Annotated in this window: 11 protein-coding genes; 2 read left to right on the forward strand and 9 right to left on the reverse strand. The window is 70.3% G+C overall.

The window, feature by feature from the left end:
* The first annotated feature begins 492 nt into the window (after positions 1-492).
* The gene (locus ACWGI6_RS35785) at positions 493-1,068 is read left to right on the forward strand and encodes a hypothetical protein (RefSeq protein ID WP_453271358.1); all 576 of its coding nucleotides are present in this window, start codon (positions 493-495) and stop codon (positions 1,066-1,068) included.
* On the opposite strand, the gene ACWGI6_RS35790 is transcribed toward ACWGI6_RS35785, so the two are convergent.
* Positions 1,047-1,925 carry an NAD(P)H-binding protein gene (locus ACWGI6_RS35790; RefSeq protein WP_453271359.1) on the reverse strand — a complete coding sequence of 293 codons (879 nt, stop codon included), beginning with the start codon at positions 1,923-1,925 and terminating at the stop codon, positions 1,047-1,049. The genes ACWGI6_RS35785 and ACWGI6_RS35790 overlap by 22 nt on opposite strands.
* A 281-nt stretch (positions 1,926-2,206) precedes the next feature.
* Here ACWGI6_RS35790 and ACWGI6_RS35795 point away from each other — a divergent pair, with 281 nt between their 5' ends.
* Positions 2,207-3,586, forward strand: coding sequence for an LmeA family phospholipid-binding protein (locus ACWGI6_RS35795; protein ID WP_453271360.1), 1,380 nt, complete (start codon positions 2,207-2,209; stop codon positions 3,584-3,586).
* Between the two features lie 63 nt (positions 3,587-3,649).
* Here the strand turns inward: ACWGI6_RS35795 and ACWGI6_RS35800 are convergent, their stop codons facing one another.
* From ACWGI6_RS35800 to ACWGI6_RS35835, 8 genes are all read right to left on the reverse strand, one after another.
* Positions 3,650-5,314, reverse strand: coding sequence for a flavin monoamine oxidase family protein (locus ACWGI6_RS35800; protein ID WP_453271361.1), 1,665 nt, complete (start codon positions 5,312-5,314; stop codon positions 3,650-3,652).
* Positions 5,311-7,197: an alpha-keto acid decarboxylase family protein gene (locus ACWGI6_RS35805; protein ID WP_453271362.1), complete on the reverse strand. Its 1,887-nt coding sequence runs from the start codon at positions 7,195-7,197 to the stop codon at positions 5,311-5,313. Before ACWGI6_RS35805 ends, ACWGI6_RS35800 begins: the two co-directional genes overlap by 4 nt.
* Entirely contained in the window at positions 7,194-9,323 is a 2,130-nt protein-coding gene (locus tag ACWGI6_RS35810) for an FAD-dependent oxidoreductase (RefSeq protein WP_453271363.1), read from the reverse strand. Before ACWGI6_RS35810 ends, ACWGI6_RS35805 begins: the two co-directional genes overlap by 4 nt.
* A 723-nt stretch (positions 9,324-10,046) precedes the next feature.
* Positions 10,047-11,540: an ATP-binding protein gene (locus ACWGI6_RS35815; RefSeq protein ID WP_453271364.1), complete on the reverse strand. Its 1,494-nt coding sequence runs from the start codon at positions 11,538-11,540 to the stop codon at positions 10,047-10,049.
* On the reverse strand, positions 11,537-12,274 hold the full coding sequence (locus ACWGI6_RS35820; protein ID WP_453271365.1) for a response regulator transcription factor: 738 nt from the start codon (positions 12,272-12,274) through the stop codon (positions 11,537-11,539). Before ACWGI6_RS35820 ends, ACWGI6_RS35815 begins: the two co-directional genes overlap by 4 nt.
* Positions 12,275-12,344: 70 nt before the next feature.
* Positions 12,345-13,436 (reverse strand): S1C family serine protease, encoded by a 1,092-nt coding sequence (locus tag ACWGI6_RS35825; RefSeq protein WP_453271366.1) that lies wholly within the window; start codon positions 13,434-13,436, stop codon positions 12,345-12,347.
* Positions 13,437-13,551: 115 nt separating this feature from the next.
* Complete coding sequence (locus tag ACWGI6_RS35830) at positions 13,552-14,577, reverse strand: LacI family DNA-binding transcriptional regulator (protein WP_453271367.1); 1,026 nt, start codon at positions 14,575-14,577, stop codon at positions 13,552-13,554.
* Positions 14,578-14,655: 78 nt separating this feature from the next.
* Positions 14,656-15,501: a response regulator transcription factor gene (locus tag ACWGI6_RS35835; protein ID WP_453271368.1), complete on the reverse strand. Its 846-nt coding sequence runs from the start codon at positions 15,499-15,501 to the stop codon at positions 14,656-14,658.
* Between the last annotated feature and the right edge of the window lie 670 nt (positions 15,502-16,171).

Below are 16,171 nucleotides of genomic sequence, written 5' to 3' on the forward strand. Positions count from 1 at the left end.
CGAGGTTCGTGACGCTCTGCGGGACATGTGCACCGGCCACCACCGGGACTGAGCCGGACAGCGTGGCCTGGTTGCTCGCCCGCCGGGCCGGGGCCAGCCTCCCGCAGGAGCCGCGTCCGCTCCGTCTCTGATCCCCCGCTGGTCCCCGCGGAGCTGCGTCCCCGAGGCGCCGCGAAATGGCCCGGCCCGCTTCCTCATCGATCTGGCTCTGGCGCACGGCGGCGAGGTACCCACGGCCTACGACTTCCGATACCGGGGTTGCCTGGTCCCTTACGAAGCGCCGGAGATCTCGCGCAGCATCGTGGAGAGCGGCACCGCCATGCAGCCTCTGCGCGCCGGCTCTCCGCCCTGCCCCGCGCCGGCGTCACCGCGGCTTCTTCTGGGAGGAGTTCGGGGTCCACCGGTACGAGGAGTTCGGGGTCCCCCGTACGGGGGAAGGGGCCGCGCCCCGAGGAGGACGCCGCGGCGCCGGGGCGTTCGTAGCCTGCGGGTATGACTTCCTTGCGTGGTACGGCTTCGGTGACGCACACGGATCCGGCGCGGGCTCTGCGCCGGCGCACGGCGTGCTGGGCGTACGCGGCCTTCGGCTGGCTGGTGGCGTCGTTCCTCTGGCATCTGTGGATGGGCATCGACTACCGGTCGGCGATGGGTACGCGGGCCACCGTCCCCGTGTGGGGGTTCCTCGCCTACGACGGGCTGATCACCGCGATGTCGGCGGCCGGTGCGGCCCTCGCGCTGGCGACCGTACGGCCCTGGGGCCGCCGCCTCCCCCCGTGGACGGTGCGGCTGCCGCTCTGGTTCGGGGCGGCCCTGCTGGTCGTACGGGGTGTGCCGGGCCTCGTCGAGAACCTCACCATGCTCACCGGGCTCACCCCCTACGGCCTGCTGGGGCTGGCGGAGCGGCCGGCCGACCTCGCGTCCGGGGAGTTCTGGACGGACATGGCGATCAATACGTACTTCTTCCTGGGCGCGGTGGTGATGCTGCCGCTGGCCCTGCTCCACGACAGGGGCCGGCGGGCCGCCGGGCGCACCGGCGGCCGTCCCGGTCAGGAGAAGTCGGCGGCGTGATCCCGCGCCCAGCGGGCGAAGGTGCGGCCGGGCCGGCCGGTGACCCGCTCCACGGCGTCGGAGACGGGGAAGGCCGGCGCATCGACCGTCCGGCCGAACATCCGGACGAGCTCCAGCGCGGCCTCCTTGGTCAGATACCGCCCCGACATCGCCGCGGCCGCTTCCTCCTCGGAGATCTGCTCGACCCGGATCTCCCGGCCCGTCGCCCGCCCGATCTCGGCGACCTGCTGCGCCAGGGTCATCCGCTCCGGGCCGGTGACGACATACGCCTTGCCCAGGTGCGCACCGCTGCGGTCCAGCAGGGCGACGGCCGCGACATCGGCGAGGTCGGCCTCGTGAACGGGGACGCCCTGGGCACCCGGGTGCGCCTCACGCACCACGCCCGACTCGCGGATCGAGGGGGCCCAGGCAAGGGCGTTGGTGGCGTAGTTGCCGCCGCGGACAAAGGTCCACTCCAGGCCGGAGTCGCGCACCGCGCGCTCCAGACCGGCGTGCAGCCGGGCGATGAACTGGGCGTCGTCGGCCGGGGTATCGGTCACCGCCATCGAGGAGTTGAGGACCACCCGGCGGACACCGGCCCTGCCGGCCGCGTCGAGCACCGCCGCCGCGGCCCGGTCGCCGCCGGCCGCGAGGTTGAGGAACAGCGCATCGGCGCCGGCCAGCAGCGGTCCGAGGTCGTCCGCGGTGAGGTCGGCGCGGACCGTCTCGGCCTCGGCCGGCAGACCGGCGTGGGCCGGATCGCGGGTCAGCGCGCGTACGGCGGCGCCCTCGGCCAGGAGCCGGCCGACAAGACTGCGGCCGATATTGCCTGTTGCCCCGGTTACCGCGATCACGGCACGGCCTTCGTGAGACTTCATGGGATGACTACCGTCTTCCGTTCGTCGGCGGAATGAACTGAACATGCGGAAGGAAACACATGAATACGCCCAGGCGGACAGGCCGGACAGGGCGGAGCGGAATCAACGGACCCTGACAAGGCACTCACTGTTGCTCAGGTCACCAAGAGGTGTGACGGTAGTTCAGGTCACCCCACAAGCGCGGCAATTTTTTATCAAGTCCGGCGGGACAACCTTCGCGTATCAGACTTACTGCCGGTACAACTTGCGTTCAAGGGTCCCGCCCGTGGTGGGATGTACGGATGCGAACCCCCACACGCATATCTTCACCGTCGCCCGCGCCCGTCACCCGGCACCACTCCGCCACCGCCGTGACGGGCGCCCCGGACGACTCCACCGGCGACACCAGAGAGCTCGACACGGTCAATCCGTACGCGGATCTGGCAGCCCTCGCCGACCCCGAGCCGGAGCCGGAACCAGAGCCGGAATCCGGCTCGTTCGACGCCGACGGCGCTCACCGCCGCCGCACCTACCTCAACGAGCGCGACGACAGCGACGATCCGCTGGGCCTCGGACTGCGCTCGGACGACGAAGCGGACGGCGAGGCCTGGAAGCCGCCGAACCACCGCCGCAAGAAGCGCGGCATCAGCCGCTTCGGCGCCATACCGCTCGCCCTGAAGCTGCTGGTCGCCGTCCTCGTCGGGACGTCCTTCCTCACGCTCTTCGACCGGTTCGCGGTGCTGTACGCGCAGAACAGGACCGCGGAAAAGGTGAAGGATGCCCTGCATCTGAACGCCACTCCTGAGGTCGACATCCAGGGATTCCCGTTCCTCACCCAGGTCATGGACAAGCGCGTCGACCAGGTGAAGGTCACGATTCCCGACCTGGCCGCCGACCGGGTTTCGCTGGCGAAATTCGAGGCCACCGCCAACGACGTACGTATCGACGGCGATCTGCCCAACTCCATCAAGGGCGCCACGATCGGCAATATGCACGGCAGCGTGCTGCTCGCCTTCGACGACATGAATCGCGAGCTGGGCGCCTCGCAGGTGAAGTTCAGCGAAATGGGGCCCAATGCGGTCCGCGCGGTCGGTCAACTGCCGATTGCCGGCCATGAACTGCGCGTACGGGCCGAGGCCCGCATCCACCGGGCCGGTGACCGCGGTATCTCCACCGACATCAGCCGGATGCGCCTGGACATCGGCGATGTCGCCGTCTACCGCCCCGGCACCGGCAAGGAAGAGGGCCTGCGGCTGACCCGCAAGACCGCCGCCGAGCTCAGCCGGCAGGCCGCGAAGGTCAAGGCGATGCTGAGCATCCCGGCGATCGCCGACCGGATCGGCATCCCCAAGGCCTACATCCAGGACGCGCTGCGCAGCGAGGAGAAGCTGCACGAGCTGACCGGCTCGCCGCGCTTCATCCAGAAGCTGATGAAGGTCAATCTCGTCGACGTGGTGGCGGATCACCCCTGGCTGCTGCAGAAGGTCGGCATCGACCCCAAGATCCTCGGCACGCTGACCGGGCTCACCAAGCCGCAGCTCGCGGATCAGCTGTCGCTGTCCTTCAACCTTCCCAAGACGCCCGGGGACGTGCGGCTGCGTCATATCTCCGTGGAGCGGGACGGCATCCGTGCCGACCTCTCGGGGTCGAATCTGCCGTTCGGGGACGCGGCGAAGAAGTAGCCGGTGCGGTAGGGGGAGGGGCCGGACCGCCGAAGGTGTCGGCGGACCGGCCCCCGGAACCGCTCAGTAGAGACCCTGCGTCAGTGCGACCGAGTCGGGTACCGCGACCTCCTCGGGTGCGGTCAGGGGCATGATGCCCAGGATCTGCTGGGTGACGTAGTGGGCCGACATCATGGCGCCCTCCTGCCATCCGGGCAGTGGCGAGATCTGGTCGCCGGTGACGAAGAACGCGTCGGTGCCCTCGGGCTGGAGCAGTTGCCGGTACGCCTTCTTGTGGGCTTCCTCATGCGGCTCCCACGCCGCCCATCCGCCCAGTTGGTAGGGCACCTTGTGCCAGGCGATGGAGACGCCCTTCTCGTCGGGGACGAGCTTTCTGTCCTCGAATTCCCGGTGCAGTTGGACGGCGCCCTCGCGGGCCAGCCCCAGGCGTTTGTCCGGCGCCATTTTCCCGAGGGTGTCGGCCGCGCCCCCGAAGTTGTAGGCGCCGGTCAGCGTTCCCTTGTCGGAGAAGTAGTCGTTGGACGGGTACCACATCTGGGTGATGTTGTGGCCGGTCCAGCTGATGCCGCCGTAGATCCCCTCGGTGTCGTCGAGGCCGCCGAGGTCGCCCTCCCAGAAGCGGCGGTTCGCCTGCCAGCCGACCTTGCAGGTCTTCTCGAACTGCACGAGGTCGAGGGCCTGCTCGAAGGGGTGGGAGAAGCGGGTCAGGCCGACCGTCCGGAGCACCGGGATCGGGATGTTGCTGACGCAGTGGCGGGCGTCGGCACAGAACTCGTCGTCGCCCTTGCGGTAGGTGACGGTGGTCCCCCGGCCGCCCCGGTCGATCTCGATCTCACGGACCTCGGCGCCGAGCACGATTCTCGCGCCGGCCCGTGCGGCCTCGCGTGCCAGTGCCCGGACGATGTGGTCCATGCCGCCGACCGGCTGGAACATCGTGGCCTGCCACAGATAGTCCACCGGCTGGTAGAAACGGGCCTTCCAGAAGCCCGAGTTCACCAGGTCCTCGAAGGACAGCGGCGGGGCCGGTTCGGGCCACTCCTCGATTCCGGGCCGGTCCAGATATCCGGAGCGGGTGGAGCCGCGGTACTTGCCGTTCGTGTCCAGTGCGCCGAACACCCGCAACAGGTCACGCAGTTCACCCGTGAAGGCATCCATGCTCAGCAGTGTCTCGGCGAGCTTGGCCGCGAGGTGGCCGCGGGTGTCGTTCGCCACCCGCCGGTTGGGCCAGGTCACCTCGGCATCCGGCGGGCGGACACGGTTCGCCGTGGTCTCCATGACGTACGGCTCCAGGTCCACACCGAAGTCACGGCAGTACTTGAGCACCCGGCGGTGGTGGTACGGGATCCGTCCGGGCCCGAGGTTGAGGTACAGGCCGTCGTCGAAGGCGCAGGTGTGCGTGCGGGTGACCGTGCCGTGGTCATCGATCTCGTAGAGCTCGTCGCCCCTGCGCGCGGTGCGGTTGCGCCCGCCCACGCGTTCCTGCGCCTCCAGGACGGTGACCCGGTAGCCGAGCATGCTCAGTTCGTAGGCGGCCGTCAGGCCCGCGACGCCGGCGCCGAGGATCAGCACCTTCGCCCCCTGGCCCGGGGTTCCGGCGGGCCGTACGGTGCCGGTCCAGCCGGTGGCCTCCGGCCCGGACAGACCGCTCATGGCGTGCCGGAGCGCCTTCGCGGAGTCGTCGACGGTGGCGCCCGTCGCCCCGTCCCGCTGTTCGTTGGTGCTGGTCATCGTCCGGTCCCTTCCGACGGTGCGCCGCCGGGCGGCGGACAGTTCTCGGCGATCTTGTACTTGAGCGCCTCGGGATAGTCGTGCCGGTCGAGCTGCACCCGTACGACGACCGGGCCCTGGTTGATCTCGTCGGTGGGATCGGCGATCCGCTGGAGCAGGGCGGTCAGTTGGTCGTGCTGACGGACGGCGAAGCCCTGCATCGGGTACTTGGCGGAGCCGAAGACCTCCGCGAGCTTCTCGTACTGCCAGGGGTGCAGTTCGTTGTAGAAGTCGGCGCCGTCGGAGGACGGTGCCCCCTGCTGGTAGTAGCAGGGGTGGACGAGCATCTGCTCGATGCCGTAGAAGCCGTCGTTGTCCAGGACGAACACCACCGGCCGCAGCCCGTGCCGCACATGGGTGGACATCTCCTGGCACGTCTCCTGGAAGGAGCCGTCGCCGACGAAGACCATCGGGCGCTTGCCCGCATGACGCCGGCCGAGCGCGACACCGGTGGCCGCGCCGACCGAGTAGCCGATGGACAGCCAGCTGTTCTGCGCCACGTACGAGGCGCGCTCCGCCATCCGCAGATTCATCGAGCCGATCAGCGCGAACGCGGCGTCGCACACCACCGTGAACGGGTTGGTGCGCTCGCCCGGGGGCTCGCTGGTCTGCGACTCCAGGAAGGCGTTGAGGTGCCGGAAGAGGCTGTCGTACGTCAGGCTCTGCGGGTACGGTCCGCCGGTCTGGGAGTCCAGGAATGCGGCGGTGCTGGTGGGGACGTCGAGGCCGTCGTCATGGGCGCGGGCGAAGTAGTCCGCTGCGAAGGCGCCTTCTCCGAACTCGTCCACCAGGCGTTCCCGTAGCGCGGGAAGGAACCGGGCGAGCTGCACATCGGGGAAGTACGAGGCGCCGACGTGCACGCCGTCGTGGGCGGCGACCGCCCAGTCGTTGCCGATCGACCGCTCGCCGCCCAGGTTCTTCGAGGTCGCCCACGAGCCCAGCCCGATACGGCAGCCCGCGTTGTGGAAGACCTCGGCGACATCCGGGTTGCTGGCCTTGCCGTTGTAGACGCCGGAGAAGCCCGGGGTGTACTCGGAGACCACGGACTTGGCGCCGATGGTGGTGCAGAACGGGATGCGGGTCTCCCGCACCAGCTTCTCGAACTCGTCCGACAGCCGGAAGCGGTCGATCTCCTCACCGGCCCACAGGATCGGGTCACCGTACTCCCGCACCAGCTCCACGCACGCCGTGACCGCCCGGTCGAGCATGCGCTGGTTCTTCGCGGTGACGGGCCGCTCCCGCCGCGTCAGCCGGCCGCGCGGTGCGGGACACCGCGCCCCCCAGATGTCGTCCATGACCTCCAGATAGACCGGCCGGCGATGGGAGAGGCACGCGGTGATCGCGCTGTCGATCTGGGTGGGGGCCAGGCCCGGGTTGGAGAGGGACTGGGCGTCCACCGTCACCTGGCGGTAGACCTCCAGGTTGCTCTCCGGGCGCTGGGACATGTGCGAGGTGAGCAGGCCGATCGCCTGCTGGTTGAGCCACTGCTCGTAGGACGGGGCGGCGTTGATCGCGATCAGCGGTACGTACTCGGCGAAGCCGCCGCCGATCGCATTGAGCAGGTTGAACGCGCCCACGCTGTAGGTGACCGCGACCGCGCCGATGCCCTGCTCGCCGAGCGCGATCTGCGCGTCGGCGGCCTTCACCCGCGCATACCCGTCAGCGGCCTGGCCCGCGCCGCCCTCGGTGGGGGTGCCCACCCAGCGCACCTTGGTCTTCTCGTGCAGGGTCGACAGGAACGGGCCCAGATGGTCGCCCGGAACGCCGAACAGATGGGTGATGCCGAGCTGTTCCAGCCTGATGGCCAGGTACTCGGCCACGGTGCAGGTCTGGGAGGTGGTCATGAGGTCACCACTTCCTCTCGTGACGGGTCGGACGACGCGGCACCGGCCCGGCGCTCGCGGGGCACCGCGGTCCGCGCGGCAGCGGCGCTCTCGTACGCCACGGAAGGCTCGTTGACGGCGATGGCGGCACGTACGGCCGTCTCCACCGCGCCCTCGATCCAGGCGTGCTTCAGCGAGACATGCTCACCGGCGAAGTGCACCGGCCCCTCGGCCCGGACCACATCGAGGTGGAAGCCGGTCATCTGGTGCGGGGTGTAGACGGCCGCCTCACCGCAGGCGTACGGATCGCGCAGCCAGCTCTGGGTCTGGCCGGCACCGGTGTAGAAGACCTCGATACGGCGGCCGTGCACCGACTGGAGGTTGCGCAGCGCGTAGCCGTAGCGCTCGGCGTCGTCGAAGGAGTCCCAGCGCGCGGCGTCGTCCGACCAGGAGTAGCCGGCCAGCACCACGCCTCCCGGGCTGCCGGGGACGGGGTGCGAGGGGTAGTACATGAAGCGGTTGGGGTTGTCGGTGGTGGAACCGCCGCCGAAGGCGTGGGTGGCCGGCCGGACACCGCCCTTCAGCGAGGAGTTGCGGTAGTACTCCACCTGGTCCTGGCCGATGCGCTTCTCATCCACGCTCGGATGCGCGCCGAGCAGCCCGGTGGGCAGGTCCCGCACGCTCTGCGGCACCGCCACCGCGGCCTCGGCGTCGTCCTCGCCCCACTGCTGGTAGTACTCGTACAGACCGGGCGCGATGGCGTCGAGCTCGCGCTTCCAGTCCGCCTCGGTGAACTCCCACCAGCGGCAGGAGAATTCCAGGAGCACCTTGGTGGCCTGGTCGTAGTGCGTCTCGATGATGGCGCGGCGCTTCTTGTAGGAGAACGGCGGGGTCACGTTGGTGAACCGCAGACTGGAGAACGGGATGGTGACGATCGCCAGGTCACCGGTCCAGGTCTGCGGCTCTCCGTACGGATCACCTTCGGGCACGGTCTGGATGGCGACGGCGGGGCCGCCCGGCCCGGCGAGCCCGCCCTGATGGCCGTCGCGGCCCGGGTCGTAGTACTCCAGGCGGACCATCCGCTGGCCCATCACGATCTGGTCCCGCAGATCCTTGGCGAGTGCCTCCGGTAGCTGCCGGCTGCCGCCCTCGATCTCCCAGTACGTGGCGGCGGGGTCGATGTCGCTGCGGCCCAGGAAGCTGTGGAAGAAGGCCAGGTGCAGCCGCGACGTCATGTTCTCGATCGTCCCGATCGCCTCGATGGCCTCGTCGCTGAACCCGGCGTACTCGCGCAGGAAGCGGCCCATCGAATAGCCGTCGAAGTCCCGGATGACCTCGGCCCAGCCGTCCAGCCACTCCTTGAAGGGCTTGTTGATCCGCGTTCCGTCGCTCTGCAGCACGGAGTAGTAGTCGCGCACCGGCTCCAGGGCCTGGTGGACCATCTCGGAGACGGGCAGCCGCGATTCGCAGCCGGTGAGGTGGAAGCCCTCGTTGATCGCGGACGGGTCCTTGGCGTACTGGGCGCGCCGTACCTGCGTGCGGTTGGTGCGGAGCCAGGTGTTGTTGCGCTTGTCCGGGGCCCGGAACTGGGGGCTGGGATCGCCGTTCGTCCAGGTCTTGCCGTCCTTGAAGGACTTGTAGACCACCGGAGGTAAAGGGGCGCTCTGGTTGCCGGTCGTCGGATCGATGTCGACGTTGAAGAACAGCCGCCGCTTCAGCCCGAGTTTGTCGATCAGCGCCAGGGTCAGCGGGTGGAAGCTCGGCAGGCGCATCGCCCCGGCCTCCGCGTACTGCGCGGGGTCGGTGAAGGGCGGCGGCTCGCCCTTCTTGGCGTGGAAGGTCTTGATCCGGCCGCCGACCCGGTTGGCATTGGCCTCCAGGATCGTCACATCGTGCCCGGCACGGGTCAGCAGCTCGCCGGCGACCAGGCCGGCGATGCCCGCTCCGACGATCAGGATGCGCTTGGGGACGGCCGCGGGCTCCAGCCCCTTGTCGATCAGTACGTCGAGGTAGCGCAGTCTGAGGTCTTCGTTGGCCGGCTCGGGGCCGACCAGCAGGAGTTCGCGGGCGAGCTGCTGATAGGTCTTCTCGGTCGCGCGCTCGGCTCCGGTGTGCTCACCGCGGATGTCATGGCGGGGGTGGTTCATGACCGCCCAGCCCCTCTCGTGCCGCGACCGGTTCGCGGCGAGCCGCCGCAGCTCCCGGCCCCGCCGGCGGTGAGGGACGGATCCTCGCCATCGGCCCGGCGGAAGAGGGGGGACTCGTTGTGGTATGCGGCCGGAACATTGCCCGGGATTTCCCTGGATCTGCGCCACGGTGGTGCCGGAAGCTGTTCGGTCTCCGGGGCGGCCGTCGGCCGCGCTGAGATGGTGGTCACTTCTCTCCTTCACTGGGACTTCGGGTGCTTCGGAGCACCGAGGGGCTTCGCAGAAGGCGAATCCGGCTCCTGGCACGCGGAGGCGGGAATGGACGTGGAAAGGCACAAGGGCACGCCAAAGTCAGCCCGCGCACGGCTTGTGCGGCCAGCCCAGCATCGAAGGGGCCGGTTCGCAGGAGCACCACCGTCAAACGGAGCACCGGGTCACTCGAAACCGTGAGTTCGCATCGCATCCGGTGTAGGGCACCGCGCCCTGACCCTGTCAGGGAGGTACGCGCCCCGCTGCCCGTCGAACCCGGGACAATCAGCGGGCGAACGCGCCGGGAAAGAAGCCGCCTGACGGCCATCGGCCCAGGTCAGACGCCTTGAGTGAGGGGGTTGTCAGGTGGTCGCCGGACCCGCCCGGCCGGGCCGGGACGAGTCCGGCCGACAGACCGGGTGGGTCCCCCGCCAGGAGGGAGCGACCGGTGAAGGACGCCGTGAGGGCCCCCCGCTACCACGGTCCCGGCGGCTCCTGGCGCGGCGGCGGCTGGGGCATCCCCGGCGGGGGCGTCGCGGCACCCGGCAGCGTCAGCACCGCCTCCGTGCCGCCGACGTCCGCGGACCGCAGCCGTACGGCACCGCCCGCCTGTTCCGCCGTCCGCGCCACGATCGACAGCCCCAGGCCACTGCCCGGCAGGCTGCGGGCGGACGGCGAGCGCCAGAACCGCTCGAAGACATGCGGGAGTTCGTCCTGCGGAATTCCCGGCCCGTGATCGCGCACGGTCAGCTCACCGTGCGCCAGCCGGACCTCGACGGTGCCGCCGGGCGGGCTGAACTTCACCGCGTTGTCGAGCAGGTTCACCACCGCCCGCTCCAGTGCGGCCGGCTCGGCCCGTACGTACCAGGGGGCGAGGTCCGCCGCGATGTTCAGGGACGGGCCGCGCAGCCGGGCCCGCTCCAGCGCCGTGCCGACGATCTCGTGCAGCGCCACGACCTCGACGGAGCTCTGCCCCGGCGCCGGGGGCCGCGACAGCTCCTGCAGATCGCCGATCAGCGCCGCCAGCTCCCCCATCTGCGCCTTCACCGAGGCCAGCAGCGCCACCTTGTCGGCGGGCGGGATCGGCCGGCCGGCCTGCTCGCTGCGCACCAGCAGATCGATGTTGGTACGCAGCGAGGTCAGCGGCGTCCGCAGCTCATGGCCCGCATCCGCGATCAGCTGCTGCTGCAGATCGCGGGACGCGGCCAGCGCGGCGGTCATGGAGTTGAAGGAGCGGGAGAGCCGGGCGATCTCGTCCTCGCCGTCGACCGGGATGCGGATGGCCAGGTCCTGGGTGCGGGCGACATGTTCGACGGCGTCGGTCAGCCGGTCCACCGGCTTGAGGCCGGAGCGCGCGATGACCAGCCCCGCCGTGCCCGCACCGATGACGCCCAGCCCCGCGACGGCCGCCAGCAGCAGCGCGAGGCGGTTCAGCGCACTGTTGACCTCGGTCAGCGGGCGGGAGATGGACACCGCGAACTGCACACCCTGGACGCCGATGTGCTTGGTCAGCACCCGGACGTCCGCACCGTCGGTGGTGACGGCGTCGTGCAGGGTGTCGCGCTGCACGCCCTGCGCCACGGCGGCATCCGCGCGCTGCACCTTCACGGGCTGGGAGTTGGGCCCGATGCAGCGCGAGCCGTCGACCTGGACGATCTGGACGTTGTAGTACGAGGGCGGGGCGTTCTTGCTCTCGGTCGGGTCGGTGGGCTGGCAGTTGGCGTAGGTCAGCTGCAGATACTCCGCGGGGACGCTGACGTTCTTCAGCGAGCTGTCCACCTCGTCGCGCAGCTGGGCCCGGGTGAGCAGCCAGCAGGCCAGCGCGGAGACGGCCACCGCCACCGCCACCGCCACCGCGGTGAGCAGGGTCAGCCGCGAACGCAGCGGCAGCCGGGCGATCCGGGCGCCGAGCCGGCTCCGCGCGGAGGCCGGGCCGCCCGTTCCGCGCGCGTGGGTCGCCTCGGTCATTCCGCGCCGCCGTCCGCCCGCAGGACGTAGCCGACCCCCCGCACGGTGTGCACCAGCCGCGGCTCGCCGCCCGCTTCCGTCTTGCGGCGCAGATACATCACGTACACATCAAGGGAGTTGGAGGTGGGTTCGAAGTCGAAGCCCCATACGGCCTTCAGGATCTGCTCCCGGGTGAGGACCTGCCGCGGATGCGCGAGGAACATCTCCAGCAGGGTGAATTCGGTACGGGTCAGCTCGACCTGCCGGCCGGCCCGGGTCACCTCGCGGGTCGCCAGGTCCATCCGCAGATCGGCGAAGCTCAGCGTCTCGCCCTCCTCGGGCGGAACACCGGCCGCCGCCGCGTACGAGCTGCGGCGCAGCAGCGCGCGGATCCGGGCGAGCAGCTCGTCCAGCTCGAAGGGCTTGACGAGGTAGTCGTCGGCGCCGGCGTCCAGCCCCGTGACACGGTCACCGACCGTGTCACGGGCCGTCAGCATCAGGATCGGCACCCGCACCCCGCTCGCCCGCAGCCGGCGGGCGGCGGTCAGCCCGTCCATACGGGGCATCAAGACGTCCAGCACGATCAGTTCGGGGTCGTAGGCCGCGACCTTCTCGACCGCATCCAGCCCGTCGACCGCCTGCTCGGTCCCGTACCCCTCGAAGACCAGCGAGCGCTGCAGGGCCTCCCGGACCGCGGGCTCGTCGTCGACGATCAGAATGCGGGCGGGCTGGTCACCGTGCTCGGCGGGGCTCATGCGTGACTACCTCGGGTGGATGTCGGAACGGCTGGTCCTCAGCCTTGCACGGCACGGGCCGTGCGGGCGGTCAGACGCCGCTGTTGCTGCCACCGCTCCCGCCACCGCGCAGCGAGTCGAGGTCGGCCTTGACGGTGTTGATCGGGATGGCGAAGCCGAGGCCGACGCTGCCGGCCGAGCTGCTCGATGCCGAACTCGGCGAGTACATCGCGGAGTTGATGCCGACGATCTGCCCCTGCATATTGATCAGGGCGCCACCGGAGTTGCCCGGGTTGAGTGAGGCGTCGGTCTGTATGGCCTTGTACGAGGTCTTCGACGAGCCGGTGTCGCCGTTGTACTGGTTGCCGCCGAACTCGAAGGGCCAGCCACCGCCGCCGCCCGGGCCGCCCTGCCCCTGGTCCTGTCCCTGCCCTTGGTCCTGTCCCTGTCCCTGCTCCTTGGGGACGGTGACATCCCGGTTGAGAGCGGAGACGATGCCGCTGGTCACGGACCCGGTGAGGCCCTCGGGCGAGCCGATCGCCACCACCTGGTCGCCGACCGTGATCTTGTCGGAGTCGCCGAGCGAGGCCGCGGTCAGATTCTTGGCGCCGCGCACCTTGATCAGCGCCAGGTCCTTGCCGGGATCGGTGCCGACGACCTTGGCCGTCTTCCGGCTGCCGTCGCTGAAGGTGACGGTCACCGTGCGCGCGCCGGCCACCACGTGATTGTTGGTGACGATCTCGCCGTCGCTGGTGACGACCACACCGGAGCCGGTGGACTCACCACTGCCGGTCCGCGCCTTGATCTCCACAATCGCCGGGCTGACCGCCTTGGCCACCCCCGAGACGCCGCTGCCGCTGGTCTTGCCCGCGTTGACGAGCGGGGTGGAGGGCCCGCTCTGTGCCGACCGGGTGGTGGCGCCGGCGATCAGTGCCGCGCTGCCACCCCCGATGAGACCGGAGGCGAGTGCCACTGCCGCGATCAGCGCGACCGGCCGGCGGACCCGGCGCCGCGGCCCGGGTGCGTACGGAGGCGGCGGGGGGAACGCCTGCGCCCCGGGGCCCGGAGCGTCTTGCGCGGCCCGGCCCGCCTCGTGGCCGTAGTGCCGGCCGTAGTCGTCGCCGTATCCGTACGGCCCGTCCTGTGGCATCTCATCGCCGCTTCGGCGGTAGCTCTCGGTCATGGTGATCACTCTGCCGCCGGTCCATGAGAGCGGTCTGAGAATGCCCTGAGAGGTCCCACAGAAGCAGGTATGCCCGGTATAAAGACGCCCGGATCAGAAGCGCGGCCCGGCTCCCTCAGCCGCCACAGCCACAGGACCGCCGCACCACCAGGCGCGACGGGAACTGCCGCAGCCGCTCCCGCCGGGAGCCGACCACCCGCAGACCGTCGTCCAGCACCAGGTCCACCGCCGCCCGCGCCATCGCCTGGCGGTCCGAGGCGACCGTGGTCAGCGGCGGGTCGGTCAGCCCGGCTTCCTTCACATCGTCAAATCCCGCGACCGCCAGTTCGCCGGGTACATCGATCCGCAGCTCACGGGCGGCCCGCAGCACCCCGATCGCCTGGTCGTCCGTCGCGCACATGATGGCCGGCGGCCGGTCCGGACCCGCCAGCAGCTTCAGCGCGACCTGGTAGGCGTCGTAACGGTTGTACGGCGCCTGGAAGTAGCACCCGTCCGTCGGCTTCCCGGACTCCAGCATGGCCCGCCGCCAGCCCTCGACGTGATCGGTGACCGGGTCGCCGGACTTCGGGGTCTCCTCCGTGCCGCCGAGGAAGGCGACGTACGGATGGCCGTGCTCCAGCAGATGCCGGGTCGCCAGCTGCGCGCCCCAGATGTCGTCCGTCATCACCGCGACATCGTCGATGGCGTCCGGCCGGCGGTGCAGCAGCACCACCCGGGCGTCCCAGGCGTCGATTTCGGCGGCGGCGTGCTCACTGGGCCCCTGGCTGATCAGGATCAGCCCGGACACCCGCATCCCGAGGAACGCGCGCAGATAGTGCACCTCGCGCTCGTCGAGGTAGTTGGCGTTGCCGACCAGGACCATCTTTCCGCGCTCGGCGGCGGCCTGTTCGACGGCGTGCGCCATCTCCGCGAAGAACGGCTGCCGGGTGTCCGGCACGATCAGGCCTATGAGGTCGGTACGGCGGGACGCCATCGCCTGCGCGACACGGTCCGGCCGGTAGCCGAGCTCATTGATGGCGGCGAGTACCCGCTCGCGCGTGGCCGGGGCAACCGGCCGTGGTCCGTTGTTGATGACGTAACTGACAACGGCGGTCGACGTACCCGCCAGTCTTGCCACATCATCCCGCGTCACCTTGGCCACGCGCGGCAGTCTACGCGGGTGGCGCAAGGGTGTGTGCGGCAGTTCTCCGCGGGTTCACGGGCCTGCCGCACCCCTCACCTACCTGCGCCCGGCCCGTACACCGTGGGGGTCCGTGCCCGCGGTGGCCGCCGTCCCGGAACCGCCACCGCTTTCGGGGGCGCGGCCCGCGGCCGGCTCCGCGTTCGAGGCGGAATTCACTGCCTTCGCCGCGTCCTGCTTGGCCTTGGCCTTGGCCTCCGCCGCCCGCTCCACCTTCTCCGGCGTCACAAAGCGGTAGCCGACGTTACGGACCGTGCCGATGAGCGACTCGTGCTCGGGGCCGAGCTTGGCGCGCAGCCGTCGGACATGGACGTCGACCGTCCGCGTACCGCCGAAGTAGTCATAGCCCCACACCTCCTGCAGGAGCTGGGCGCGGGTGAAGACCCGGCCCGGGTGCTGGGCCAGATACTTCAGCAGCTCGAACTCCTTGAAGGTCAGGTCCAGGACCCGCCCCTTCAGCTTCGCGCTGTAGGTCGCCTCGTCCACCGAGAGATCACCATTGCGGATCTCCATCGGGCTGTCGTCGGTCGTGATCTGCTGGCGGCCCATCGCCAGCCGCAGCCGCGCCTCGACCTCGGCGGGGCCCGCGGTGTCCAGCAGGACGTCGTCGATCCCCCAGTCCGCGGTGACGGCGGCGAGTCCGCCCTCCGTCACCACCAGGACCAGCGGGCAGCCGGGTCCCGTGGACCGCAGCAGCTGGCACAGCGACCGTACATGCGGAAGGTCACGGCGGCCGTCGATCAGTATGACGTCGGCCCCCGGGGTGTCGATGAGAGCCGGCCCCTCGGCGGGGGCCACCCGCACGCTGTGCAGCAGCAGGCCGAGCGCCGGGAGCACCTCCGTCGACGGCTGGAGTGCATTGGTCAGCAACAGGAGTGAACTCACTTCCGACCACCTACCCGGTTCTCGGGATGTTCCATCCTCTGTTGCTGCGTGCGGTCCTGCCTGCTTCGCTCGCCCATGACGTCTGGTTCCTCCTCGGTCCCTGCGACGGGGGCACCTCCCGGCCTCGGCCGGGGGAGTCTGCGGCACTGCTTCGTACGGTCCTCACAGCCGCGCATCACGTGGCTGAAAGCACAAAAGGACCCGGGGGCAACGCTGCCCGGATCCTTCTGCCCAGCAGAATAGCTCAAATGACCTCCGGACCCGAGGCCGATTCGCAGCTTCTTGTGTTCTGTCGATCACTTCGAGTGGCCAACGGGTGCCGCCGTCGACCGCCGGCGGACGCCGGAACCGGGGCCGCCCGCACCCCCGGAAGGCCCCTTGTGAAGCGGCTGTGAGTGCCTTTGGCGGCAGGGCCGCCGAGGTCCTCGCGTACGGTGTCGCCGGTTCGGCGAAGGTGCGCGTAATTCTTCTTGGGATGTCCCACGATGTGGACGGCTTCCCACGTTGTCGGTGTCCCGCCGTGGGGGGTTCTCACCGTTGCGCCTGCGGCGGGCCGGGTCCGCTGCGCGGGGCTGTGGGTGCGGTGACGGGCCTGCGGGGCCTGGTGTGTGGACTGCTGCGCTTTACGTCCACACACCAGGCCCCACCCGCCCCGCCCCAACCCGCGGGC

This window comes from Streptomyces sp. NPDC054786, from assembly GCF_053611685.1.